Source organism: Micromonospora sp. 4G55, assembly GCF_016803375.1.
The window spans coordinates 1-17,422 of the sequence record NZ_JAEVHN010000062.1; the positions used below are offsets into that span (position 1 = coordinate 1).

At 72.0% G+C, this 17,422-nt stretch carries 18 protein-coding genes and 2 pseudogenes; 10 read left to right on the forward strand and 10 right to left on the reverse strand.

What is annotated here, in order from left to right; translation table 11 throughout:
• Positions 1-114 precede the first annotated feature (114 nt).
• On the reverse strand, positions 115-459 hold the full coding sequence (locus JNW89_RS08330) for an FHA domain-containing protein (RefSeq protein ID WP_238448425.1): 345 nt from the start codon (positions 457-459) through the stop codon (positions 115-117).
• A 249-nt stretch (positions 460-708) separates the two neighbouring features.
• Here JNW89_RS08330 and JNW89_RS08335 point away from each other — a divergent pair.
• A pseudogene (locus JNW89_RS08335) lies at positions 709-2,209 on the forward strand (aldehyde dehydrogenase family protein).
• Between the two features lie 12 nt (positions 2,210-2,221).
• On the opposite strand, the gene nucS reads toward JNW89_RS08335, so the two are convergent.
• Positions 2,222-2,881, reverse strand: a complete 660-nt coding sequence (gene nucS / locus JNW89_RS08340) for an endonuclease NucS (protein WP_238448426.1) — start codon at positions 2,879-2,881, stop codon at positions 2,222-2,224.
• 71 nt (positions 2,882-2,952) lie between these two features.
• On the opposite strand from nucS, the gene JNW89_RS08345 reads away from it, so the two are divergent.
• Complete coding sequence (locus tag JNW89_RS08345) at positions 2,953-3,570, forward strand: DUF4126 domain-containing protein (RefSeq protein WP_238448438.1); 618 nt, start codon at positions 2,953-2,955, stop codon at positions 3,568-3,570.
• A gap of 86 nt (positions 3,571-3,656) precedes the next feature.
• Here the strand turns inward: JNW89_RS08345 and JNW89_RS08350 are convergent, their stop codons facing one another.
• The gene (locus tag JNW89_RS08350; protein WP_238448427.1) at positions 3,657-4,247 is read right to left on the reverse strand and encodes a hypothetical protein; all 591 of its coding nucleotides are present in this window, start codon (positions 4,245-4,247) and stop codon (positions 3,657-3,659) included.
• Positions 4,248-4,871: 624 nt separating this feature from the next.
• Positions 4,872-5,636 (reverse strand): SDR family oxidoreductase, encoded by a 765-nt coding sequence (locus JNW89_RS08355; protein ID WP_238448428.1) that lies wholly within the window; start codon positions 5,634-5,636, stop codon positions 4,872-4,874.
• A 100-nt stretch (positions 5,637-5,736) separates the two neighbouring features.
• Between JNW89_RS08355 and JNW89_RS08360 the strand changes: the two genes are divergently transcribed.
• From JNW89_RS08360 to JNW89_RS08375, 4 genes are all read left to right on the forward strand, one after another.
• On the forward strand, positions 5,737-6,591 hold the full coding sequence (locus JNW89_RS08360; RefSeq protein ID WP_238448429.1) for a helix-turn-helix transcriptional regulator: 855 nt from the start codon (positions 5,737-5,739) through the stop codon (positions 6,589-6,591).
• 349 nt (positions 6,592-6,940) lie between these two features.
• Positions 6,941-7,600 (forward strand): polysaccharide deacetylase family protein, encoded by a 660-nt coding sequence (locus JNW89_RS08365; RefSeq protein ID WP_238448430.1) that lies wholly within the window; start codon positions 6,941-6,943, stop codon positions 7,598-7,600.
• Between the two features lie 47 nt (positions 7,601-7,647).
• Positions 7,648-8,097, forward strand: coding sequence for a DUF4878 domain-containing protein (locus tag JNW89_RS08370; RefSeq protein ID WP_238448431.1), 450 nt, complete (start codon positions 7,648-7,650; stop codon positions 8,095-8,097).
• Positions 8,098-8,170: 73 nt separating this feature from the next.
• On the forward strand, positions 8,171-8,473 hold the full coding sequence (locus JNW89_RS08375; RefSeq protein ID WP_238448432.1) for a DUF1540 domain-containing protein: 303 nt from the start codon (positions 8,171-8,173) through the stop codon (positions 8,471-8,473).
• A gap of 39 nt (positions 8,474-8,512) precedes the next feature.
• On the opposite strand, the gene JNW89_RS08380 is transcribed toward JNW89_RS08375, so the two are convergent.
• Positions 8,513-10,522 (reverse strand): protein meaA, encoded by a 2,010-nt coding sequence (locus JNW89_RS08380; protein WP_238448433.1) that lies wholly within the window; start codon positions 10,520-10,522, stop codon positions 8,513-8,515.
• Between the two features lie 152 nt (positions 10,523-10,674).
• On the opposite strand from JNW89_RS08380, the gene JNW89_RS08385 reads away from it, so the two are divergent.
• Together JNW89_RS08385 and JNW89_RS08390 are read left to right on the forward strand one after the other, a co-directional pair.
• Positions 10,675-11,523: an ABC transporter ATP-binding protein gene (locus JNW89_RS08385; protein WP_238448434.1), complete on the forward strand. Its 849-nt coding sequence runs from the start codon at positions 10,675-10,677 to the stop codon at positions 11,521-11,523.
• Entirely contained in the window at positions 11,520-12,365 is an 846-nt protein-coding gene (locus tag JNW89_RS08390) for an ABC transporter permease (protein ID WP_238448435.1), read from the forward strand. Before JNW89_RS08385 ends, JNW89_RS08390 begins: the two co-directional genes overlap by 4 nt.
• Positions 12,366-12,421: 56 nt before the next feature.
• On the opposite strand, the gene JNW89_RS08395 is transcribed toward JNW89_RS08390, so the two are convergent.
• Together JNW89_RS08395 and murA are read right to left on the reverse strand one after the other, a co-directional pair.
• The gene (locus JNW89_RS08395; protein WP_238448436.1) at positions 12,422-13,270 is read right to left on the reverse strand and encodes a 3-hydroxyacyl-CoA dehydrogenase family protein; all 849 of its coding nucleotides are present in this window, start codon (positions 13,268-13,270) and stop codon (positions 12,422-12,424) included.
• 93 nt (positions 13,271-13,363) lie between these two features.
• A complete protein-coding gene (gene murA, locus JNW89_RS08400) occupies positions 13,364-14,806 on the reverse strand; it encodes a UDP-N-acetylglucosamine 1-carboxyvinyltransferase (protein ID WP_154942284.1) in 1,443 nt (480 codons plus the stop codon).
• Here murA and JNW89_RS08405 point away from each other — a divergent pair.
• Both JNW89_RS08405 and JNW89_RS08410 read left to right on the forward strand, forming a co-directional pair.
• The gene (locus JNW89_RS08405; protein WP_088960578.1) at positions 14,805-15,377 is read left to right on the forward strand and encodes a cob(I)yrinic acid a,c-diamide adenosyltransferase; all 573 of its coding nucleotides are present in this window, start codon (positions 14,805-14,807) and stop codon (positions 15,375-15,377) included. The genes murA and JNW89_RS08405 overlap by 2 nt on opposite strands.
• Positions 15,374-15,790, forward strand: coding sequence for a VOC family protein (locus JNW89_RS08410; RefSeq protein ID WP_238448439.1), 417 nt, complete (start codon positions 15,374-15,376; stop codon positions 15,788-15,790). The genes JNW89_RS08405 and JNW89_RS08410 overlap by 4 nt, the downstream gene beginning before the upstream one ends.
• A gap of 117 nt (positions 15,791-15,907) precedes the next feature.
• On the opposite strand, the pseudogene JNW89_RS08415 reads toward JNW89_RS08410, so the two are convergent.
• The 3 genes and pseudogenes from JNW89_RS08415 to JNW89_RS08425 form a co-directional block, all read right to left on the reverse strand.
• Positions 15,908-16,362 (reverse strand): annotated as a pseudogene (locus tag JNW89_RS08415) (DUF2550 domain-containing protein).
• 12 nt (positions 16,363-16,374) lie between these two features.
• Positions 16,375-16,653, reverse strand: a complete 279-nt coding sequence (locus JNW89_RS08420) for a F0F1 ATP synthase subunit epsilon (protein WP_088960575.1) — start codon at positions 16,651-16,653, stop codon at positions 16,375-16,377.
• Between the two features lie 145 nt (positions 16,654-16,798).
• A partial coding sequence (locus tag JNW89_RS08425) for an LCP family protein (RefSeq protein WP_238448437.1) occupies positions 16,799-17,422 on the reverse strand: 624 nt, incomplete at its 5' end.

The following is a 17,422-nucleotide window of genomic DNA, read 5'->3' on the forward strand; positions in this document are numbered from 1 at the left end:
CCACGATGTCGGCGGTCGGCGCGCGGCCGATCACCTGCGGCCGTGGGCTCAGCCGGAAACTGGCCCCGCGCATCGCCCCGCCCGCCACCGTCAGCAGCGTACATCGATCGATGCTCAGCGTACGAAGCTGTGATCGGTGGTGGCCAGACCCGGGTCGAAGAAGCGCAGTTCGGTACGGCCGAGCCGGACCACGTCACCGTCGCAGAGCTGCTCCGGGCCGGTGATCCGCCGGTCGTTGAGCCAGGTGCCGTTGGTGGAGCCCAGGTCCACCAGGACCGCCCCGGCGTCGGTCAGCCGCACCTCGGCGTGCCGCCGGCTCAGGTGCGGGTCGGTCACCACGATGTCGGCGGTCGGCGCGCGGCCGATCACCTGCGGCCGTGGGCTCAGCCGGAAACTGGCCCCGCGCATCGCCCCGCCCGCCACCGTCAGCAGCGGTATCAGTTCCGGATGATCCTCCATGGACAGTCAGCTCCCACCCACCGTCGCCCCCGCGTCAGCGTGCCAGTTCCCCCCGCCCACCTCACCACCCGCGTGGACACCTCCGCGACCCCGGCCGGACAACTACCGCTAACCGCTTCGGGCGGCGACCGCACGGGTCCACGTCGCCGGTGGTGGCCGGCGGCGCGCGGTACGGCCGATCCGGGACGGGGCGCCGGGGACCTCCGGTCACCCCTACCGGTGGGTAATCTCCGGGTCTAGACTTCCGCCATGACGGCTGTGCATGTCCCCGGCACCCCGGTCATCGAGGGCGATCGGCTGGTTTCGACGAGCCCCGCGACGGGCGCCGAAGCCGGCCGCTTCCCCGTGGCCACCCCCCGACGACGTCGCCCGCGCGGTCGAGCGGGCCCGGGCCGCCGGCGAGTGGTGGGCCGGTCTGGGCTTCACCGGGCGCCGGGAGCGGCTGCTGCGCTGGCGCGGCCTGCTCGCCCGGCGGATCGAGGAACTGGCCGAGCTGGTCCACGTCGAGGGCGGCAAGCCGGTCGCCGACGCCATCGTCGAGATCCTCACCGCGATCGAGCACATCGACTGGGCCGCCCGCAACGCCCGCCGGGTGCTGGGGCCCCGCCGGGTCCGCTCGCGGCTGATCCTGGCCGAGTTCTCCGGCCACCTCGAATACCAGCCGTACGGGGTGGTCGGGGTGATCGGCCCGTGGAACTATCCGGTCTTCACCCCGATCGGCTCCACCGCGTACGCCCTCGCCGCCGGCAACGCCGTCGTACTCAAGCCCAGCGAGTACACCCCGGCCGTCGGGCAGTGGCTGGTGGACGCCTTCGCCGAGGTGGTACCGGAGCAGCCGGTGCTGACCGCGGTGCACGGTCTCGGCGACGTCGGCGCGGCGTTGTGCCGCTCGGGCGTGGGCAAGCTGGCCTTCACCGGCTCGACCGCCACCGCCAAGAAGGTGATGGCGGCCTGCGCGGAGTCGCTGACCCCGGTGCTGCTGGAGGCCGGCGGCAAGGACGCGATGATCGTGGACGCCGACGCCGACCTGGACGCCGCCGCCGAGGCGTGCGTCTGGGGCGCGCTGACCAACGCGGGCCAGACCTGCATCGGCATCGAGCGGGTCTACGCCGTCGAACCGGTCTACGACGCCTTCGTCGACAAGGTGGTCGCCCGCGCCGGCCGGCTGACCGTGGGCGCGGAGGGCGCCGACATCGGCCCGATCACCATGCCCAGCCAGCTCGACGTGATCCGGCGGCACATCGACGACGCCGTCGCCGCCGGCGGTCGCGCCGTGCTCGGCGGACCGGGCGCGGTCCAGCCGCCCTACGTGCACCCGACGGTGCTGGTGGACGTCCCCGAGACCTCGGCCGCCGTTCGCGAGGAGACCTTCGGCCCGACGGTGACGATCAGCCGGGTGAGCGACGCCGACGAGGCCGTACGCCGGGCCAACGCGCTGTCGTACGGTCTGGGGGGTTCGGTCTTCGGTCGCAAGCGGGCGGTGGCGATCGCCCGGCGGCTGCGCTCGGGCATGGCCTCGGTCAACTCGGCGCTCACCTTCGCCGGCATGTCCACGCTGCCGTTCGGCGGGGTGGGTGACTCCGGCTTCGGGCGGATCCACGGCGAGGACGGGCTGCGCGAGTTCGGCCGGGCCAAGTCGATCACCAAGCGCCGGGCCCGGTCGCTGCTGCCGTCGATGACCTTCGAACGGACGCCCGCCGACGTGGCGCGCCTGGTCAAGGCCGCCAAGGTGATGTACGGCCGGCGCTGAGCGGGCGGCGGGTCAGAAGAGGGTCAGCTCGTCGCGCTCGATGCCGCGCAGCTTGTCGTAGTCGACCACCACGCACCGGATGCCCCGGTCGGTGGCGAGCACGCGGGCCTGCGGCTTGATCTCCTGCGCGGCGAAGACGCCGGCGACCGGGGCGAGCAGCGGGTCGCGGTTCATCAGCTCCAGGTAGCGGGTGAGCTGCTCCACGCCGTCGATCTCGCCGCGCCGCTTCACCTCGACGGCCACCGCGCCGGAGTTGGCGTCCCGGCAGAGCAGGTCGACCGGGCCGATGGCGGTCATGTACTCCCGCCGGACCAGGGTGAAGCCCTCGCCGAGGGTCTCCGGGTTGGCGGCGAGCAGCTCCTGCAGGTGCGCCTCGACGCCGTCCTTGCGCAGGCCCGGGTCGACGCCCAGCTCGTACGAGGTGTCCTGGAAGATCTCCTCCAGGGTGATCCGCAGCTCCTCGCCGGCCTTGTTGACCACCCGCCAGACGCCCGGGGCCTCCTCGAGCCGGCAGGGCGGGCTCATCCAGTTCAGCGGCTTGTACGCCCGGTCGTCGGCGTGGATCGACACGGAGCCGTCCGCCTTGACCATCAGCAACCGCGTGGCCAGCGGCAAATGGGCCGAGAGCCGTCCGACATAGTCCACCGAGCACTTCGCAATCACCAGCCGCACCCGACGAGGGTAGCCGAGGACCGGTCCATCGCCACCGAGCGGCACTGGCGTGCCGGTGCGATGCTGAGATGGTGTTCGAAGTTCTCACGGGTACCGGCCTGGCCGCATCGGCCGGCCTGAACGCCTACATCCCCCTGATCATCATGGGACTGCTCGCCCGTTACACCGACCTGATCGAGCTGCCGAGCGGCTGGCAGTGGCTGGGCAACGGCTGGGTCGTGCTGATCCTGGCGGTGCTGCTCGCCGTCGAGGTCGTCGCCGACAAGGTGCCGGTGGTGGACCACGTCAACGACCTCGTGCAGACCGTCGTCCGGCCGACCGCCGGCGGCCTGGCGTTCGGCGCCGGCGCCAGCTCGGAGACCGTGACGGTCAGCGACCCCGGGAGCTTCTTCTCGTCCCACCAGTGGGTGCCGGTGGTGACCGGCGTCGTCATCGCGCTCGGCGTGCACCTGCTGAAGTCGGCCGTCCGGCCGGTCGTCAACGCCACCACCGCGGGCTTCGGCGCGCCGGTGGCCAGCACCGCCGAGGACGCGACCAGCGTGGTCATGTCCCTGGTGGCGATCGTCCTGCCGGTGCTGGTGCTGGCCTTCCTGCTGGGGCTGGTGACCTTCCTCTTCTGGTTCCTGCGCCGCCGCTCCGACCGCCGCCGGGAACGCCAGGCGGCCCGCGCCGCCGGCTTCCGCGTCTGACCCCGGGTACGCGCACGCCACCTGTCCCGGACATGCCGCTGGCCGGCACCCCGCTCGGGGTCCGGCCAGCGTGTCGTTCAGGTGGGTCAGCTGTTCCAGTACTTGGCGACCAGGTCGGCGGCCTGCTGCTCCCACTGCGCGTAGTGGTCCGGGTAGGCCGAGACCTGCACGGTCTGCGCGGCCTCGGTCAGCGGCATGTCCTTCCACCCGTCGACCTGCTTCAGACCCTTCAGGAACGCCATCGTCGAGTACTCGGGGTCGGTGATCTGCTCGACCGTGCCCCAACCCGAGGACGGGCGCTGCTGGAACAGGCCCTGCGAGTCGAAGTCGTTACGGGCACCCAGGTGACCCAGGTTCTCCAGCTTCGACTCCTGCAGGCTGGTGGCGATGGCCACCACGGCGGCCCGCTCGTCCATGCCCGACTTCTTCGTCGCGGCGATGATCGCCTTCACGTTGGCGGTCTGCTCAGCGCCGATGTCGATGCGCGACTGCTTGCCCTGCACGCCGTGCGGGATCAGCTTGCCCTTGCCGGGCTTGTCGGCCTGCACCACGGCAACGGCCTTGGCGTCCACGGCCGGGGCGGCGTGAGCCTCGGTGACCGGGCCGGCGAAGACGCCACCGGCGAAGGCCAGACCAGCAATACCCAGAACGCTCTTACGCAGAATGGTGGTGTTCATCAGAGTGGCTCCATTCGGGGGTTGGCATCCTCGCTCGATGGGGGTCGAGCAGGGTGCAAGCACCACGGACGGCGCTCAAAGAAGATCAAGGGGAAAGTCTTCACCCGGCAGGCTTCGCAAGCGGCTCACGGCGCCGGGTCCATGTGTAACGACCGGCGGCCCACCATCATTCCGGGGGCCCGCATCCCGGGCGGCCCAGGTGTTCGGGCCAGGCCAGCGGGTGCTGCTGCGATCGTCCAGGTGATGTAACGACGCCGGCCCGGCCACCATTCCACCGCCGGGGTGCCGCCGGTCACGGGACGACCCGGACCGGCTTGCCCAGACCCGGACATCAGCGACGGCAGCGAGCCTCCGGGACCGGACATTCGGTACGTCATGCCCAACCGGGGCCGGTTGTCCAGCCCGCCGAGGCGGGCCGGAACCGGACATGCGCGCCGCGAGTCCCCCGAGCCGCCCCGTGCGTGTCTCGTCGGCATGGCCGTAACCGAATGAGCGTGATACCTCAGAGTCATCTTGATGCCTCTGAGGTATCAGGCTCATGGCGGTGTCGTCCCCCGGACCAGTGCGACCGGATCGGGCATGAAGGGAGCGGGCGCAACCGACGCCGGGCGAGGAACGCCGACGCTACTTCCCGTGCGGGTCGGCGGCGTTCAGCGTCTCGACCACCTGGTCGTAGTCGCCGCGCGCCTCGCCGTACCGGAGGAACTTGACCCGCTCGACCTGGATCTCCTTCGCCTCGGGCTGCGCCTCCAGCAGCCCGACCACCTCCGCCACGAACTCGTCCAGCGGCACCGCGAACTCGCTCTGCTCCTGCCCGGGCAGCAGCGCGGTGCGCACGGCCGGCGGTACGAGCTCCACGATCTTCACGGTCGTATCGGCGAACTGCAGCCGGATCGACTCGCTGAGCATGTGGATCGCGGCCTTGGACGCGTTGTAGCTCGGGGTGGCCTTGAGCGGCGTGAACGCGAGGCCCGACGACACTGTCACGATCGTGGCGTCCGGCTGCGCCCGCAGGTGCTCGATGAACGCGGCGATGAGCCGGATCGGGCCGAGCACGTTGGTGTTCACCACGGCCTCGGCGGAGGCGAGGAACGTCTCGGGCTGGTGCCAGTCCTCGACGCGCATGATGCCGGCCATGGTGACGAGGACGTTGAGGTCCGGGTGCCTCGCCAGCACCTCCCGCGCGGCCGATGCGATGCTCGCCGGGTCCGCCGTGTCGATCGTGACCGTGTCGATGTCGGGGTGCTCGGCGGCGATCTGCTTCAGCAGATCGGTGCGGCGGCCGCCGACAATGACGGTGTTCCCCTTGGCCTGCAGTTCGAGGGCGAGGGCGAGACCGATCCCGCTCGTGGAGCCGGGGATGAAGATGGTGTTTCCGGAGATGTTCATGCACCCACCTTCGCCGGTCCGCCGGGGTTGCATGAAGAGACCGCTCATCGGGGGATCGGCAATCCCTGGTTCGTCCCGGCGGCGGGCGGATACTCGGATCATGGACCGTGCAGCCCTGGCCGACTTCCTCCGCCGCCGCCGGGAGGCGCTGCAGCCCGGGGATGTCGGGCTGGCAGCGGGCGCGCGGCGGCGCGCGCCGGGCCTGCGGCGCGAGGAGGTGGCCGCCCTGGCCGCCATGTCGACCGACTACTACACCCGGCTGGAGCAGCAGCGCGGCCCGCAGCCGAGCCCGCAGATGCTCGCCGCGCTGGCCCGGGCGCTGCGGCTGACGACCGGTGAGCGCGACTACCTGTTCCGGGTGGCGGGGCACAACGCCCCGGCGCGGGTGACGACGGCGACGCACGTCGCCCCGGCGCTGCTGCGCGTGCTGGACCGGCTCGACGACACCCCGGCGCTCATCCTGTCCAACCTCGGCGAGACCCTCGTGCAGAACCGCATGGCCGAAGCCCTGTTCGGGGACCGGTCGGGCCACACGGGCCTCGCCCGCAGCGAGATCTACCGGTGGTTCACCGACCCGGCCGAGCGGCTGCGCTACCCGGAGGACGACCGCCCCCGGCAGAGCCGCGCCCAGGTCGCCAACCTGCGCGCCGCGTACGGGTCGATGGGCCCGCGGTCGCGCGCCGGTGAGCTGGTGCGGGCGCTGCAGAAGGCGAGCCCGGAGTTCGCCGAGCTGTGGGAGCGGCACGAGGTCGCGCAGCGCTTCGCCGACCACAAGACGCTCGTCCACCCCGAACTCGGCCCGATCGAGCTGGACTGCCAGGTCCTGTTCACCGAGGACCAGTCCCAGGCGCTGCTCGTGCTCACCGCGCCACCGCGCAGCGAGGGCGACGAGAAGCTGCGGCTGCTCGCCGTGCTGGGGCACGAGCGCTTCCCCGCCGACACCACACCTGGTTAGCCCGCCGCACTCCGACGGACCGGCCGCCAGGCGGAAGGGGCCGTTCGGGGGCCACCACGACACCGCACCCACTGCCATGATCACCCGGTGCTCGCGAAGAACTCCCGCGTCCTGCTCACCGCCGCCACCCTCGCCCTGGCCGCCATCGTCGCGCTCCTCGTCGTCCCGCGCCCCACCGGGCCCCCGTCCGGACCGCCGTGCTGAAGGCGCCGCCCGGCAACGGACCCGCCACGACGGGCGGACCGCCGTACTACCGGCCCCCGGGCAGAGCGGGCAGCCCGCAGACGGTGGGCAGCCCGGGGAGGACTCCGGGCTGCCCGGGGCGACGCCGCCGGGCACCCTCCCGCCGGTGGTCGACCACGGTCCACGTACCGGGCGCAAGGTGGCGCTCACCTTCGACGCCGACATGACCGACACCATGCGCCGGCAGCTGCGCGGGCCGCACCCGCCGTCGTACGCGAACCTGGCGATCGTCGAGCTGCTGGAGCGCGAGCGGGTGCCGGCCACCTTCTTCCTGACCGGCAAGTGGGTCGAGGACTACCCGGAGCTGACCCGCCGGCTGGCCGCCAACCCGCGCTTCGAGCTGGCCAACCACACCTACGGGCACGCGGCGTTCACCCCGCGCTGCTACCACCTGACGCCGCTGCCGCGGCGGGAGATGACCCGGGACGTGGCGCGGACCTTCGAGGTGATCGGCCGGTACGGCGGCCGGCAGACCCGCTACTTCCGCTTCCCCGGCCTCTGCCACGACCGGGCGGCGCTGGCCGAGCTGGCACCGCTCGGACTGACCGTGGTGGACGGTGACGTGGTCAGCGGCGATCCGTTCGCCACCGCCTGGCAGCCGATCGTCCGGGCGGTGCTGAGCCAGGTCCGGCCCGGTTCGGTGATCATCCTGCACGTCACCGAGGCGAACGCGGCGATGACCGACGAGGCGCTGCCCCGCATCCTGGCCGGGCTGGCCGAGCGAGGTCTGGAACCGGCCCCGCTCTCCGAGGTGCTCGGCCGGTGAGCCGGAGCGCGAGCGGCGGGCTTGCGCGACCCGCCTAGCCTGCGGCCATGACGTACCAGCCGATCCCGGTGCCCCCGCGCGACAACCGCCGTACCCTGCGGATCGTCCTGATCGTGGTGGGCGTGGTGCTGGCGGTCTGCTGCCTGGGCGGCGCGGTCGGCGGCTTCTTCGTCTACGGCACGGCGAAGGAGGCGGTCGGGCCGGTCCGGGAGGCCACCACGAGCTACCTGGACGCCGTCCGGAGCGGCGACCACCAGCGGGCGTACGACCTGCTCTGCCGCGAGGAGCGGGAGCGCACGTCGCTGGCCGACTTCAGCCGGCGGCAGGAGGCCGAGCCGCGCCTGGTCGACTACGACATCGCGGGGTTGACCGTCAACAACACCAACGGCCGGGTCCGCGGCACCGCCACCGTGCGGCTGACGACGGCGACCGGCGGCGCGAGCACCCAGGTGTTGACGCTGGTCAAGGAGGACGGGGCCTGGCGCCTGTGCGGGTGACGGCCCCGCCGAACTCCGCGCCGAAGTCGGGCAAATGCCTACCATCGGTACAGGAGCCGAGAGGGAGGCCGTCATGACCGCATCGATCGAGATGCCCCGGGTGCAGGAGTGCACCGTCGCGTCCTGCGCCTACAACCGCACCAACGACTGCCACGCCTTCGCCATCACCGTCGGCAGCAGCGACCACGCCCACTGCCACACCTTCGTCGAGATGCCGGTGCGGGGCGGGATCGAGCAGCTCATCGCCCAGGTGGGCGCGTGCAGCCGGTCGGACTGCCGGCACAACTCGGAGCTGGAGTGCCACGCCCCGGCGATCACCGTCGCCCCGGACCAGGACATGGCCGACTGCGTGACGTACCAGCCGCTGACCGTGTGAGCCCGCGCGACCGGGCGGTCGCGCGGGCGGGGGCCGCGGTCAGGCGGGGAGTCCGTTGGCCTGGCGGATCACGCCGACCAGTTCGTCGATGATCCCGGTCAGGGCGAAGTCCTTCGGCGTGAAGACCCGGGCGACCCCGGCGGCGCGCAGCACCTCGGCGTCCCCGGCGGGGATGATGCCGCCGACGACCACCGGCAGGTCACCGCGCCCGGCCGCGCGCAGCCCGTCCAGCACCGCCGGCACGGCCGCCAGGTGCGAGCCGGAGAGCACCGAGAGCCCGACCAGGTCCACGTCCTCCTCGACGGCGGCGGCGACGATCTGCCCGGCGGTCAGCCGGATGCCCTGGTAGACCACCTCGAAGCCGGCGTCCCGGGCGCGTACCGCGATCTGCTCGGCGCCGTTGGAGTGCCCGTCCAGGCCCGGCTTGCCGACCAGCAGCCGCAGCCGGCCGCTGCCCAGCTCGCCGGCGGTGGCGGCGACCCGTTCCCGGACCTCGACGAGGGTGGCGTCCCCGCCGACCCCGGCCGCGCCGGTCAGCCCGGTCGGCGCGCGGTACTCGCCGAAGACCTGGCGCAGCGCGCCGGCCCACTCGCCGGTGGTCACCCCGGCTCGCACGCACTGAAGCGTCGCCGGCATCAGGTTCGTCGTGGTCGCGGCGTCCGCCCGCAGCCGGGCCAGTGCCGCATCGACCGCCGCCGCGTCCCGGCCGGCCCGCCATTCACGTACGGAGGCGGTGGCGGCCGCCTCGACCGCCGGGTCGACCTGCTCGACGGCCTCCGCGCCGGCCGCCGTCAGCGGGGAGGGCTCGGTCTCGGTGTACCGGTTGACGCCCACCACCACGTCGGCGCCGGACTCCATCCGACGGCGGCGGTCGGCCAGCGAGGCGACCAGCGCGCTCTTGAGGTAGCCGCTCTCCACGGCGGCCACCACGCCGCCCATCTCCAGCACCTTCTCCAACTCGACGCGGGCGCCGGTGACGATCTCGTCGACCAGCGCGGTCATCACGTGCGAGCCCTCGAAGAGGTCCGGGTACTCCAGCAGGTCCGACTCGTACGCGAGCACCTGCTGCATCCGCAACGACCACTGCTGGTCCCACGGCCGGGGCAGGCCGAGCGCCTCGTTCCAGGCGGGCAGCTGCACGGCGCGGGCCCGGGCGTCCCGGGAGAGGGTGACGCCGAGCATCTCCAGCACGATGCGCTGGATGTTGTTCTCCGGCTGCGCCTCGGTCAGGCCGAGCGAGTTGACCTGCACGCCGTAGCGGAAGCGGCGCTGCTTGGGGTTCTCCACGCCGTAGCGCTCACGGGTGATCTCGTCCCAGAGCGCGCCGAAGGCGCGCATCTTGGCGATCTCCTCGACGAAGCGCACCCCGGCGTTGACGAAGAACGAGATCCGCTGGACCACGTCGCCCATCCGCTCGGCGGGCACCTGGCCGGAGTCGCGGACCGCGTCGAGCACGGCGACGGCGGTGGCCAGCGCGAAGCCGACCTCCTGCACCGGCGTCGCGCCGGCCTCCTGCAGGTGGTACGAGCAGATGTTCGTCGGGTTCCAGCGCGGCATCTCGCGCAGCGTGTACGCGATGACGTCGGCGGTCAGCCGCAGCGACGCCGCCGGCGGGAAGATGTACGTCCCCCGGGACAGGTACTCCTTGATGATGTCGTTCTGCGTCGTCCCCGCGCAGCGGGACAGCTCGGCGCCCTGCTCCGCGCCGACCGTGCCGTAGAGGGCGAGCAGCCACATCGCCGGCGCGTTGATGGTCATCGAGGTGTTCATCTCGGCGAGCGGGATGCCGTCGAAGAGCGCCCGCATGTCGCCCAGGTGGGCCACCGGTACCCCGACCCGGCCCACCTCACCGGCGGCCAGCTCGTGGTCCGGGTCGTACCCGGTCTGGGTCGGCAGGTCGAAGGCGACCGACAGACCGGTCTGGCCCTTGGCCAGGTTGCGCCGGAACAGCGCGTTGGTGGCCGCGGCGGAGGAGTGCCCGGCGTACGTGCGCATCACCCAGGGGCGGTCGCGCTCCGGCAGCCGGCCCGGGAGTGCCTTCTCGTCCATGGCCGGAGTTTAAGTTACCGTTCAGTAAAACGGGCTGTGGAAAACCACACAGGTCCATGGAGCGGACCACCGGGCACGGCCGACGCGACATGGCCGACACCACCACACCCCGGCGGCCCCGATGGTGGCAGCCAGGTCGCACACTGGACGTCATGGATGACGAACTCGCGATCTCCGTACGGGGACTGCGCAAGGCGTACGGCGACACCGTCGCGGTGGCGGGGGTCGACCTCGACGTCCGGCGCGGCGAGGTGTTCGCCCTGCTCGGCCCGAACGGCGCGGGCAAGACCACCACCGTGGAGATCCTGGAGGGCTACCGGCGGCGCGACGCCGGCGAGGTCTCGGTGCTGGGCAGCGACCCAGCCCAGCCGAACCCGCACTGGCGGTCCCGGGTCGGCATCGTGCTCCAGGGCACCGGCGAGTTCGACGAGCTGACCGTCGCCGAGGTGGTCCGGCACTTCTCCGGCTTCTACCCCGACGCCGACGACCCGGACAAGGTCGTCGAGCGGGTCGGCCTGGCCGGCAAGGCGAAGGCCCGCACGCACACCCTCTCCGGCGGGCAGAAGCGCCGGCTCGACGTGGCGCTGGGCATCATCGGCCGCCCCGAGCTGCTCTTCCTCGACGAGCCGACCACCGGCTTCGACCCGGAGGCCCGGCGGGAGTTCTGGGAGCTGATCCGGGACCTGGCGGCGGCCGGCACCACCATCGTGCTGACCACCCACTACCTGGACGAGGCCGAGTCACTCGCCGACCGGGTCGGGGTGATCGCCGGCGGCCGGCTGGTCGAGGTGGCCCCGCCGAACCGGCTGGGCAACCGGCAGGAGGCCCTGGCGACCGTTTCCTGGCGTACCCCGGACGGGACGCCGCAGACCGCGCAGAGCGCGACGCCGACGGCGCTGGTGGCGGAGCTGGCCGCGCGCTTCGGCGGCGAGGTCCCCGGCCTGACCGTGACCCGGCCGACCCTGGAAGACGTCTACCTGCGGATGATCGGACAGTCATGACGACCACGACCAAGCCGGCGGCCCCGGTCGCCGCCACCGGTGGCCGACGGGTGGGGCCCGGCGCCCTCGCGCTGCGACAGGGCCGGCTGGAGATCACCCAGTTCCTGCGCAGCCGGGAGTCCGTCGTCTTCACGATGGGCTTCCCGATCATCATGATCCTGATCTTCGCGGCGATCTTCGACGGCACCATCGGCGGCGGGGTGAAGTTCACCCAGTACTTCATCACCGGCATGATCGCGACCGGGCTGATGACCGTGAGCTTCCAGAACCTGGGCATCTGGATCCCCATCGAGCGGGACCGGGGGGTGCTCAAGCGCTACCGGGGCACGCCGATGCCGAAGTGGGTCTGGTTCGCCGGCAAGGTGATCATGGTGGTGGCGATCGGCGTCGCGGAGACCGCCCTGCTGCTGGCCGTCGCGGTGACGCTGTTCGACCTCGACCTTCCCGGCACCGCCGCGAAGTGGTTCACCTTCGGCTGGGTCTCCGTGCTCGGGGTGACCGCCTGCACCCTGTGCGGCATCGCCATCTCCTCGCTGGCCCGCACCGCGCGCAGCGGGTCGGCCGTGGTCACCCCGGTCGCCCTGGTGCTCCAGTTCATCTCCGGGGTGTTCTTCGTCTTTACCGAGCTACCCACCTGGATGCAGCAGGTCGCGGCGCTCTTCCCGCTCAAGTGGATGTGCCAGGGGCTGCGGGCGGTCTTCCTGCCGGAGAGCTTCGGCGCCCAGGAGCCGGGCGGCTCCTTCGAACTGGGCCGGGTCGCCCTGGTGCTGGCGCTGTGGTGCGTGATCGGCCTGGTGCTCTGCCTGACCACCTTCCGCTGGACCACCAAGCGCGACGGCTGACGACGGGAAAGGGGGCGGGCGCACCGGCGCCCGCCCCCCCTTTTTCGTGCCCGGACTCAGTACGTGTAGAAGCCCTTGCCGGTCTTGCGGCCCAGGTCGCCGGCGGTGACCATGCGCTGGAGCAGCTCCGGCGGGAAGAACTTCTCGTCGGCGGTGTCGGTGTAGATGTTCTTCGAGGCGTGCAGCAGCACGTCCACGCCGGTCAGGTCGGTGGTGGCCAGCGGACCCATGGCGTGGCCGAAACCGAGCTTGCAGGCGGTGTCCAGGTCCTCGGCCGACACCACGCCGGACTCGACCAGCTTGACCGCCTCGACGACCAGCGCCGCGATCAGCCGGGTGGTGACGAAACCGGCGATGTCCCGGTTGACCACCACGACCGTCTTGCCGATCCCCTCGGCGAACGCCTTCACCGTCGCCAGCGTCTCGTCGCTGGTCTTGTAACCGCGGACCAGCTCGCAGAGCTTCATCATCGGCACCGGCGAGAAGAAGTGGGTGCCGACGACCGCCTCCGGCCGCTCGGTCACCGACGCGATCTGGGTGACCGGGATGGCCGAGGTGTTGGTGGCCAGCACCGCGTCGGCCTTGCAGATCTTGTCCAGCGCGCGGAACACCTCGTGCTTGATCTCCAGCCGCTCGAAGACCGCCTCGACCACGATGTCCGCGTCGGCGACCGCCTCCAGGTCGGTGGTGGGGGTGATCCGGCCCAGCGTCGCCTCGACCTCGGACACGTCGATCCGGCCCTTCTCGGCGAACTTCTCCAGGGACTTCCGGATGCCGTCGACGCCCCGCACGGTGGCCGCGTCGTCCAGGTCGCGCAGCGTCACCTGCCAGCCCGCCTGCGCCGCCACCTGGGCGATGCCCGAACCCATCAGCCCGGCACCGACGACCGCGAGTCGACCCGCCATCTGCTTCTCCCTCGCTGCGAATGAGTGTCTGTCTGCACCCTAGTCGGCGAGCCTGAACGACGGCTAAGGCCCCGGCCGCGGCGGCGGGACCGGTCAGATGGTGAGGTCCGGGGCCTCCGGCGCGGTCCCCCGCTCCACCCGCACCCCGAGCGCCCGCAGGTCGGCCACGAAGTCCGGATAGCCCCGGTCGACGTGGTACACGTGGGAGACCTCGGTGACCCCCTCGGCGCAGAGCCCCGCGATGATCAGACCCGCGCCGGCCCGGATGTCGGTGGCGCGTACCGGGGCGCCGGAGAGGCGGTCACGACCGCGTACCACCGCGTGGTGGCCGTCGGTCTTGATGTCCGCCCCCAGCCGCATCATCTCGTTGGCGAACATGAACCGGCCGTCGAAGATGTTCTCGGTGATCAGCGAGGCGCCGTCACTCACCGCGGCCAGGCCGATCGCCATCGGCAGCAGGTCGGTGGCGAAGCCCGGGTACGGCAGGGTGACCACGTCGACCGCGGCGGGCCGGTCGTCGGCGCGTACCCGGAAGGCGTCGCCGCGGGTCTCCACCAGCGCGCCGGCCGAGACCAGCTTGTCCAGCGCGACCTCCAGGTAGGCCGGATCCACGCCGGTGACGGTGACGTCCCCCCGGGTCATCGCGGCGCCGAACGCCCAGGTGCCGGCGACGATCCGGTCCCCCACCGTGGCGTGCCGCACCGGGTGCAGCTCGGGCACCCCGACGATCCGCAGGGTGGAGGTGCCCGCGCCGGAGATCCGCGCGCCCATCTGGTTGGCCATCGTGCAGATGTCGACGATCTCCGGCTCCCGGGCCGCGTTGTCGATCACCGTCACGCCGCGGGCCAGCACCGCCGCCATCACCAGGTTCTCGGTCGCCCCCACGCTGGGGAAGTCCAGCACGATCTCCGCGCCGTGCAGGCCGTCGGGGGCCGAGGCGATGACGAAGCCGTGCTCACCGGAGATGTCCGCACCCATCCGGGTCAGCCCGGAGATGTGCATGTCCAGCCCCCGGGAGCCGATCGCGTCCCCGCCCGGGTGGGCCACCCGGACGTGCCCGCGCCGGGCCAGCAACGGGCCCAGCACGCAGATCGACGCGCGCAGCCGGCGGACGAGGTCGTAGTCGGCCTCCACGCCGGGCCGCTCCGGGACGTCGATGACGACGGAGCGGGACCGGGCGGCCCCACCCCGGGCGACCATCGGGTCGACCGGATCGTCCGCCTCGAACCGCACGCCGCAGCCGAGCCGGCGCAGCACCTCCCCCATGATCGCGATGTCGGTGATCCGGGGGACGTTGGTGATCACGCTGCGCCCCGGGGCGAGCAGCGCGGCGGCCATCAGCTTGAGCGCGGAGTTCTTGGCGCCGACCACGTGCACCGTGCCGGCCAGCCGGGCGTCGCCGCCGACCCGGATGACGTCGACGTCGTTGACCGCCTGGTCGACGGCGTCACCGGCCCCCGCTCCGCCGGGCCAGCCGCAGGCAGGGTCCGGCCGTGCCGGGATCGTCAGGTCCGGTATCCGTAGGCTGTGCGTCATGGCCGTCCACCTCACGCGCATCTACACCAAGGCCGGCGACGCCGGCATGACCAGGCTGAGCAACAACGAGCAGGTGCCGAAGACCGATCCGCGGATCGCCGCGTACGCGGATGTCGACGAGTGCAACGCCGCGATCGGCGTGGCCCTCGCCCTGGGGCAGCTCGACGAGGAGCTCCGGGCGGTGCTGGGGTCGATCCAGAACGACATGTTCGACGTCGGCGCCGATCTGGCCACCCCGGTCGAGCCGGATCCGGCGTACCCGCCGTTGCGGGTCACCGAGGAATATGTGGAGCGCCTCGAGGGCTGGTGCGACGAGTACAACGCACGCCTGAGCAAGCTCGACTCCTTCATCCTCCCCGGCGGCACCGCTGGCGCGGCGCTGCTGCACGTGGCACGGACGGTCGCCCGGCGCGCCGAACGGGCCGCCTGGGCGCTGGTCGCGCACGACCCGGATCGCACCAGCTCCCTTCCGGCAAAGTATCTCAACCGCCTCTCCGATCTGCTGTTCATCCTGTCAAGAACGGCAAATCCGAACGGAGATGTGCTATGGGTGCCGGGCGGTAAGCGCTGAGCGCCGGAGCGCTGCACCACGTCGAGGTCTGGGTGCCCGACCTCGACGCCGCCAAGGCCAGCTGGGGCTGGTTGCTGGGCGAGCTGGGCTGGACGCCGTACCAGGACTGGCCCGCCGGCCGGTCCTGGCGGCTCGGCCCGACGTACCTGGTGCTGGAGGAGTCCCCCGCGCTGTCGGGGCGGGCGCACGACCGGCTCGCTCCCGGGCTCAACCACCTCGCGTTCCACGCCGGTCCGCCCGCCGCGGTGGACCGGCTGGTCGCGGCCGCGCCCGCACACGGCTGGACGCTGCTCTTCCCGGACCGCCACCCGCACGCCGGCGGCCCGAACACCTACGCCGCCTACCTCACCGACACCCACGGCTACGAGGTGGAACTCGTCGCCTCACACGAACCGGTAACGGCACAGAGGTAAGTAGCGTCTGACGACGCCGGAGACGTGAGGGATTTCCGGGGGAGCCCGCTCGCGGAGGGATCAAGCCTGACCGCCCGGAGCGAGTGGCTCCCCCGGAAATCCCGGAGGGCGCGCAGATCAGGCCGCGGGCCAGTCCTGGGAGGCCACACGCGGCGAGGCCGCCCCGGGCGGGGCGCCTCCAACCAGCTGAGGAATCCGGTGACGGTGGAACGCGCCATGGCGATCTCGACCGGAGCGTGGTGACTGGTACACCGGAGGATCACCCAGTCGGCGGGCATCGAGAGGCGCTCCTGGCCCTCGGGCAGACGCCGTCGCTCCACCACCAGCTCCTTGCGGGAGAGCACCCGCTTGGGTCGCAGGGCGAAGCTGAACATCCGGTACCACCGGAGCTCGTCGCCGACGAAGCGGCCGAAGCCGGGCGACCAGCCCCGGCCGTCGAGCACCGTGGTGACCCGGACGCCGAGCCGGATGATGCCTCCGCTACGGGTGACCAGGGCCCGCCGGATGAAGAGGATCAGGATCGCGGCGACGACCACCGCAAAGCCGATTCCGATCCCTTCCACGATCTCCATCGGCGGGTCGGCTCAGCGCGCGGGGGTGGCCGGGGAGGCGCTCTCGGCGAGGACGGTGACGCCCTCACCGGTCACCGACAGGAAACCGCCGGCGACGTCGTACGCGACCTGCTGGCCGCCGGCCTGCTTGATGCGGACCTGGCTGGGCTCCGCCAGCTGGCCGAGCAGGGGCGCGTGCCCCGGCAGCACACCCAGCTCACCCTCGGTCGTCCGAGCGACGACCATCTCGGCCTCGCCGGACCAGACCTTCTCCTCGACGGCTACGAGCTCGACGTGAAGCTGCTGTGCCACGCTGTCTCCTTGCTGCGGCGGCGGAATGTCGAAAGTCTAGTCCCGCCGCCGGGAGCGCCCCAACGCGGGTGGCGAGACCTGCGACACCCGGTGTCGTGACGCGCAAGGCCGGGCCGGCGGGGAGCCGGCGGCCTTGGCGCGGGGGTCACTTGTTCCGGTTGCGGAACTCCGGGTGTTCGAGCAGGAATGCGTCGAGCTGTTCGTTCTTCAGCGCGGTGAAGAAGTCGTCCGCGGCCGGCAGCAGCCGCTCGCCCCGGTACGCGCTGCCGGTGCCGATCCCCTCCCCCGGCAGCTTGATCAGCTCGACGTTCTCCGACCGGACGCCCTTGAGGGCGATGGCGAAGTCGACCACGCTGTTGCCCCGGCCGTTGAAGGTCAGCGACTGGCCGGCGGCCCGGATCACCCGGTCCAGCTTGATCGGGTTGGTCACCACGTCGGCGCTGAACGCCTGGTTGACCATCGCCTTGATGAACTGCTGCTGGTGGCGCTGGCGGCCGTAGTCGGCGTCCGGGACGCCGTTCTTGGGGTAGCGCTGCCGCACGTAGTCCAGCGCCTGCCAGCCGCTCAGGTGCTGGTTGCCCTTCTTGTACTCCGCCTGCGGCCCGATGTACCCCTCGCCGTACGGGTTGCCCTTGCGGTGCGTGCCGTCCGGCTCGCGGTGCTCGGACTTCACGTCCCGCTCGATGTACATGTCGACGCCGCCCATCGCGTCGACGATCTTCTGGAAGCCGGTGAAGTTGATGATCGCGCCGGCGTCGAACCGCTCGAT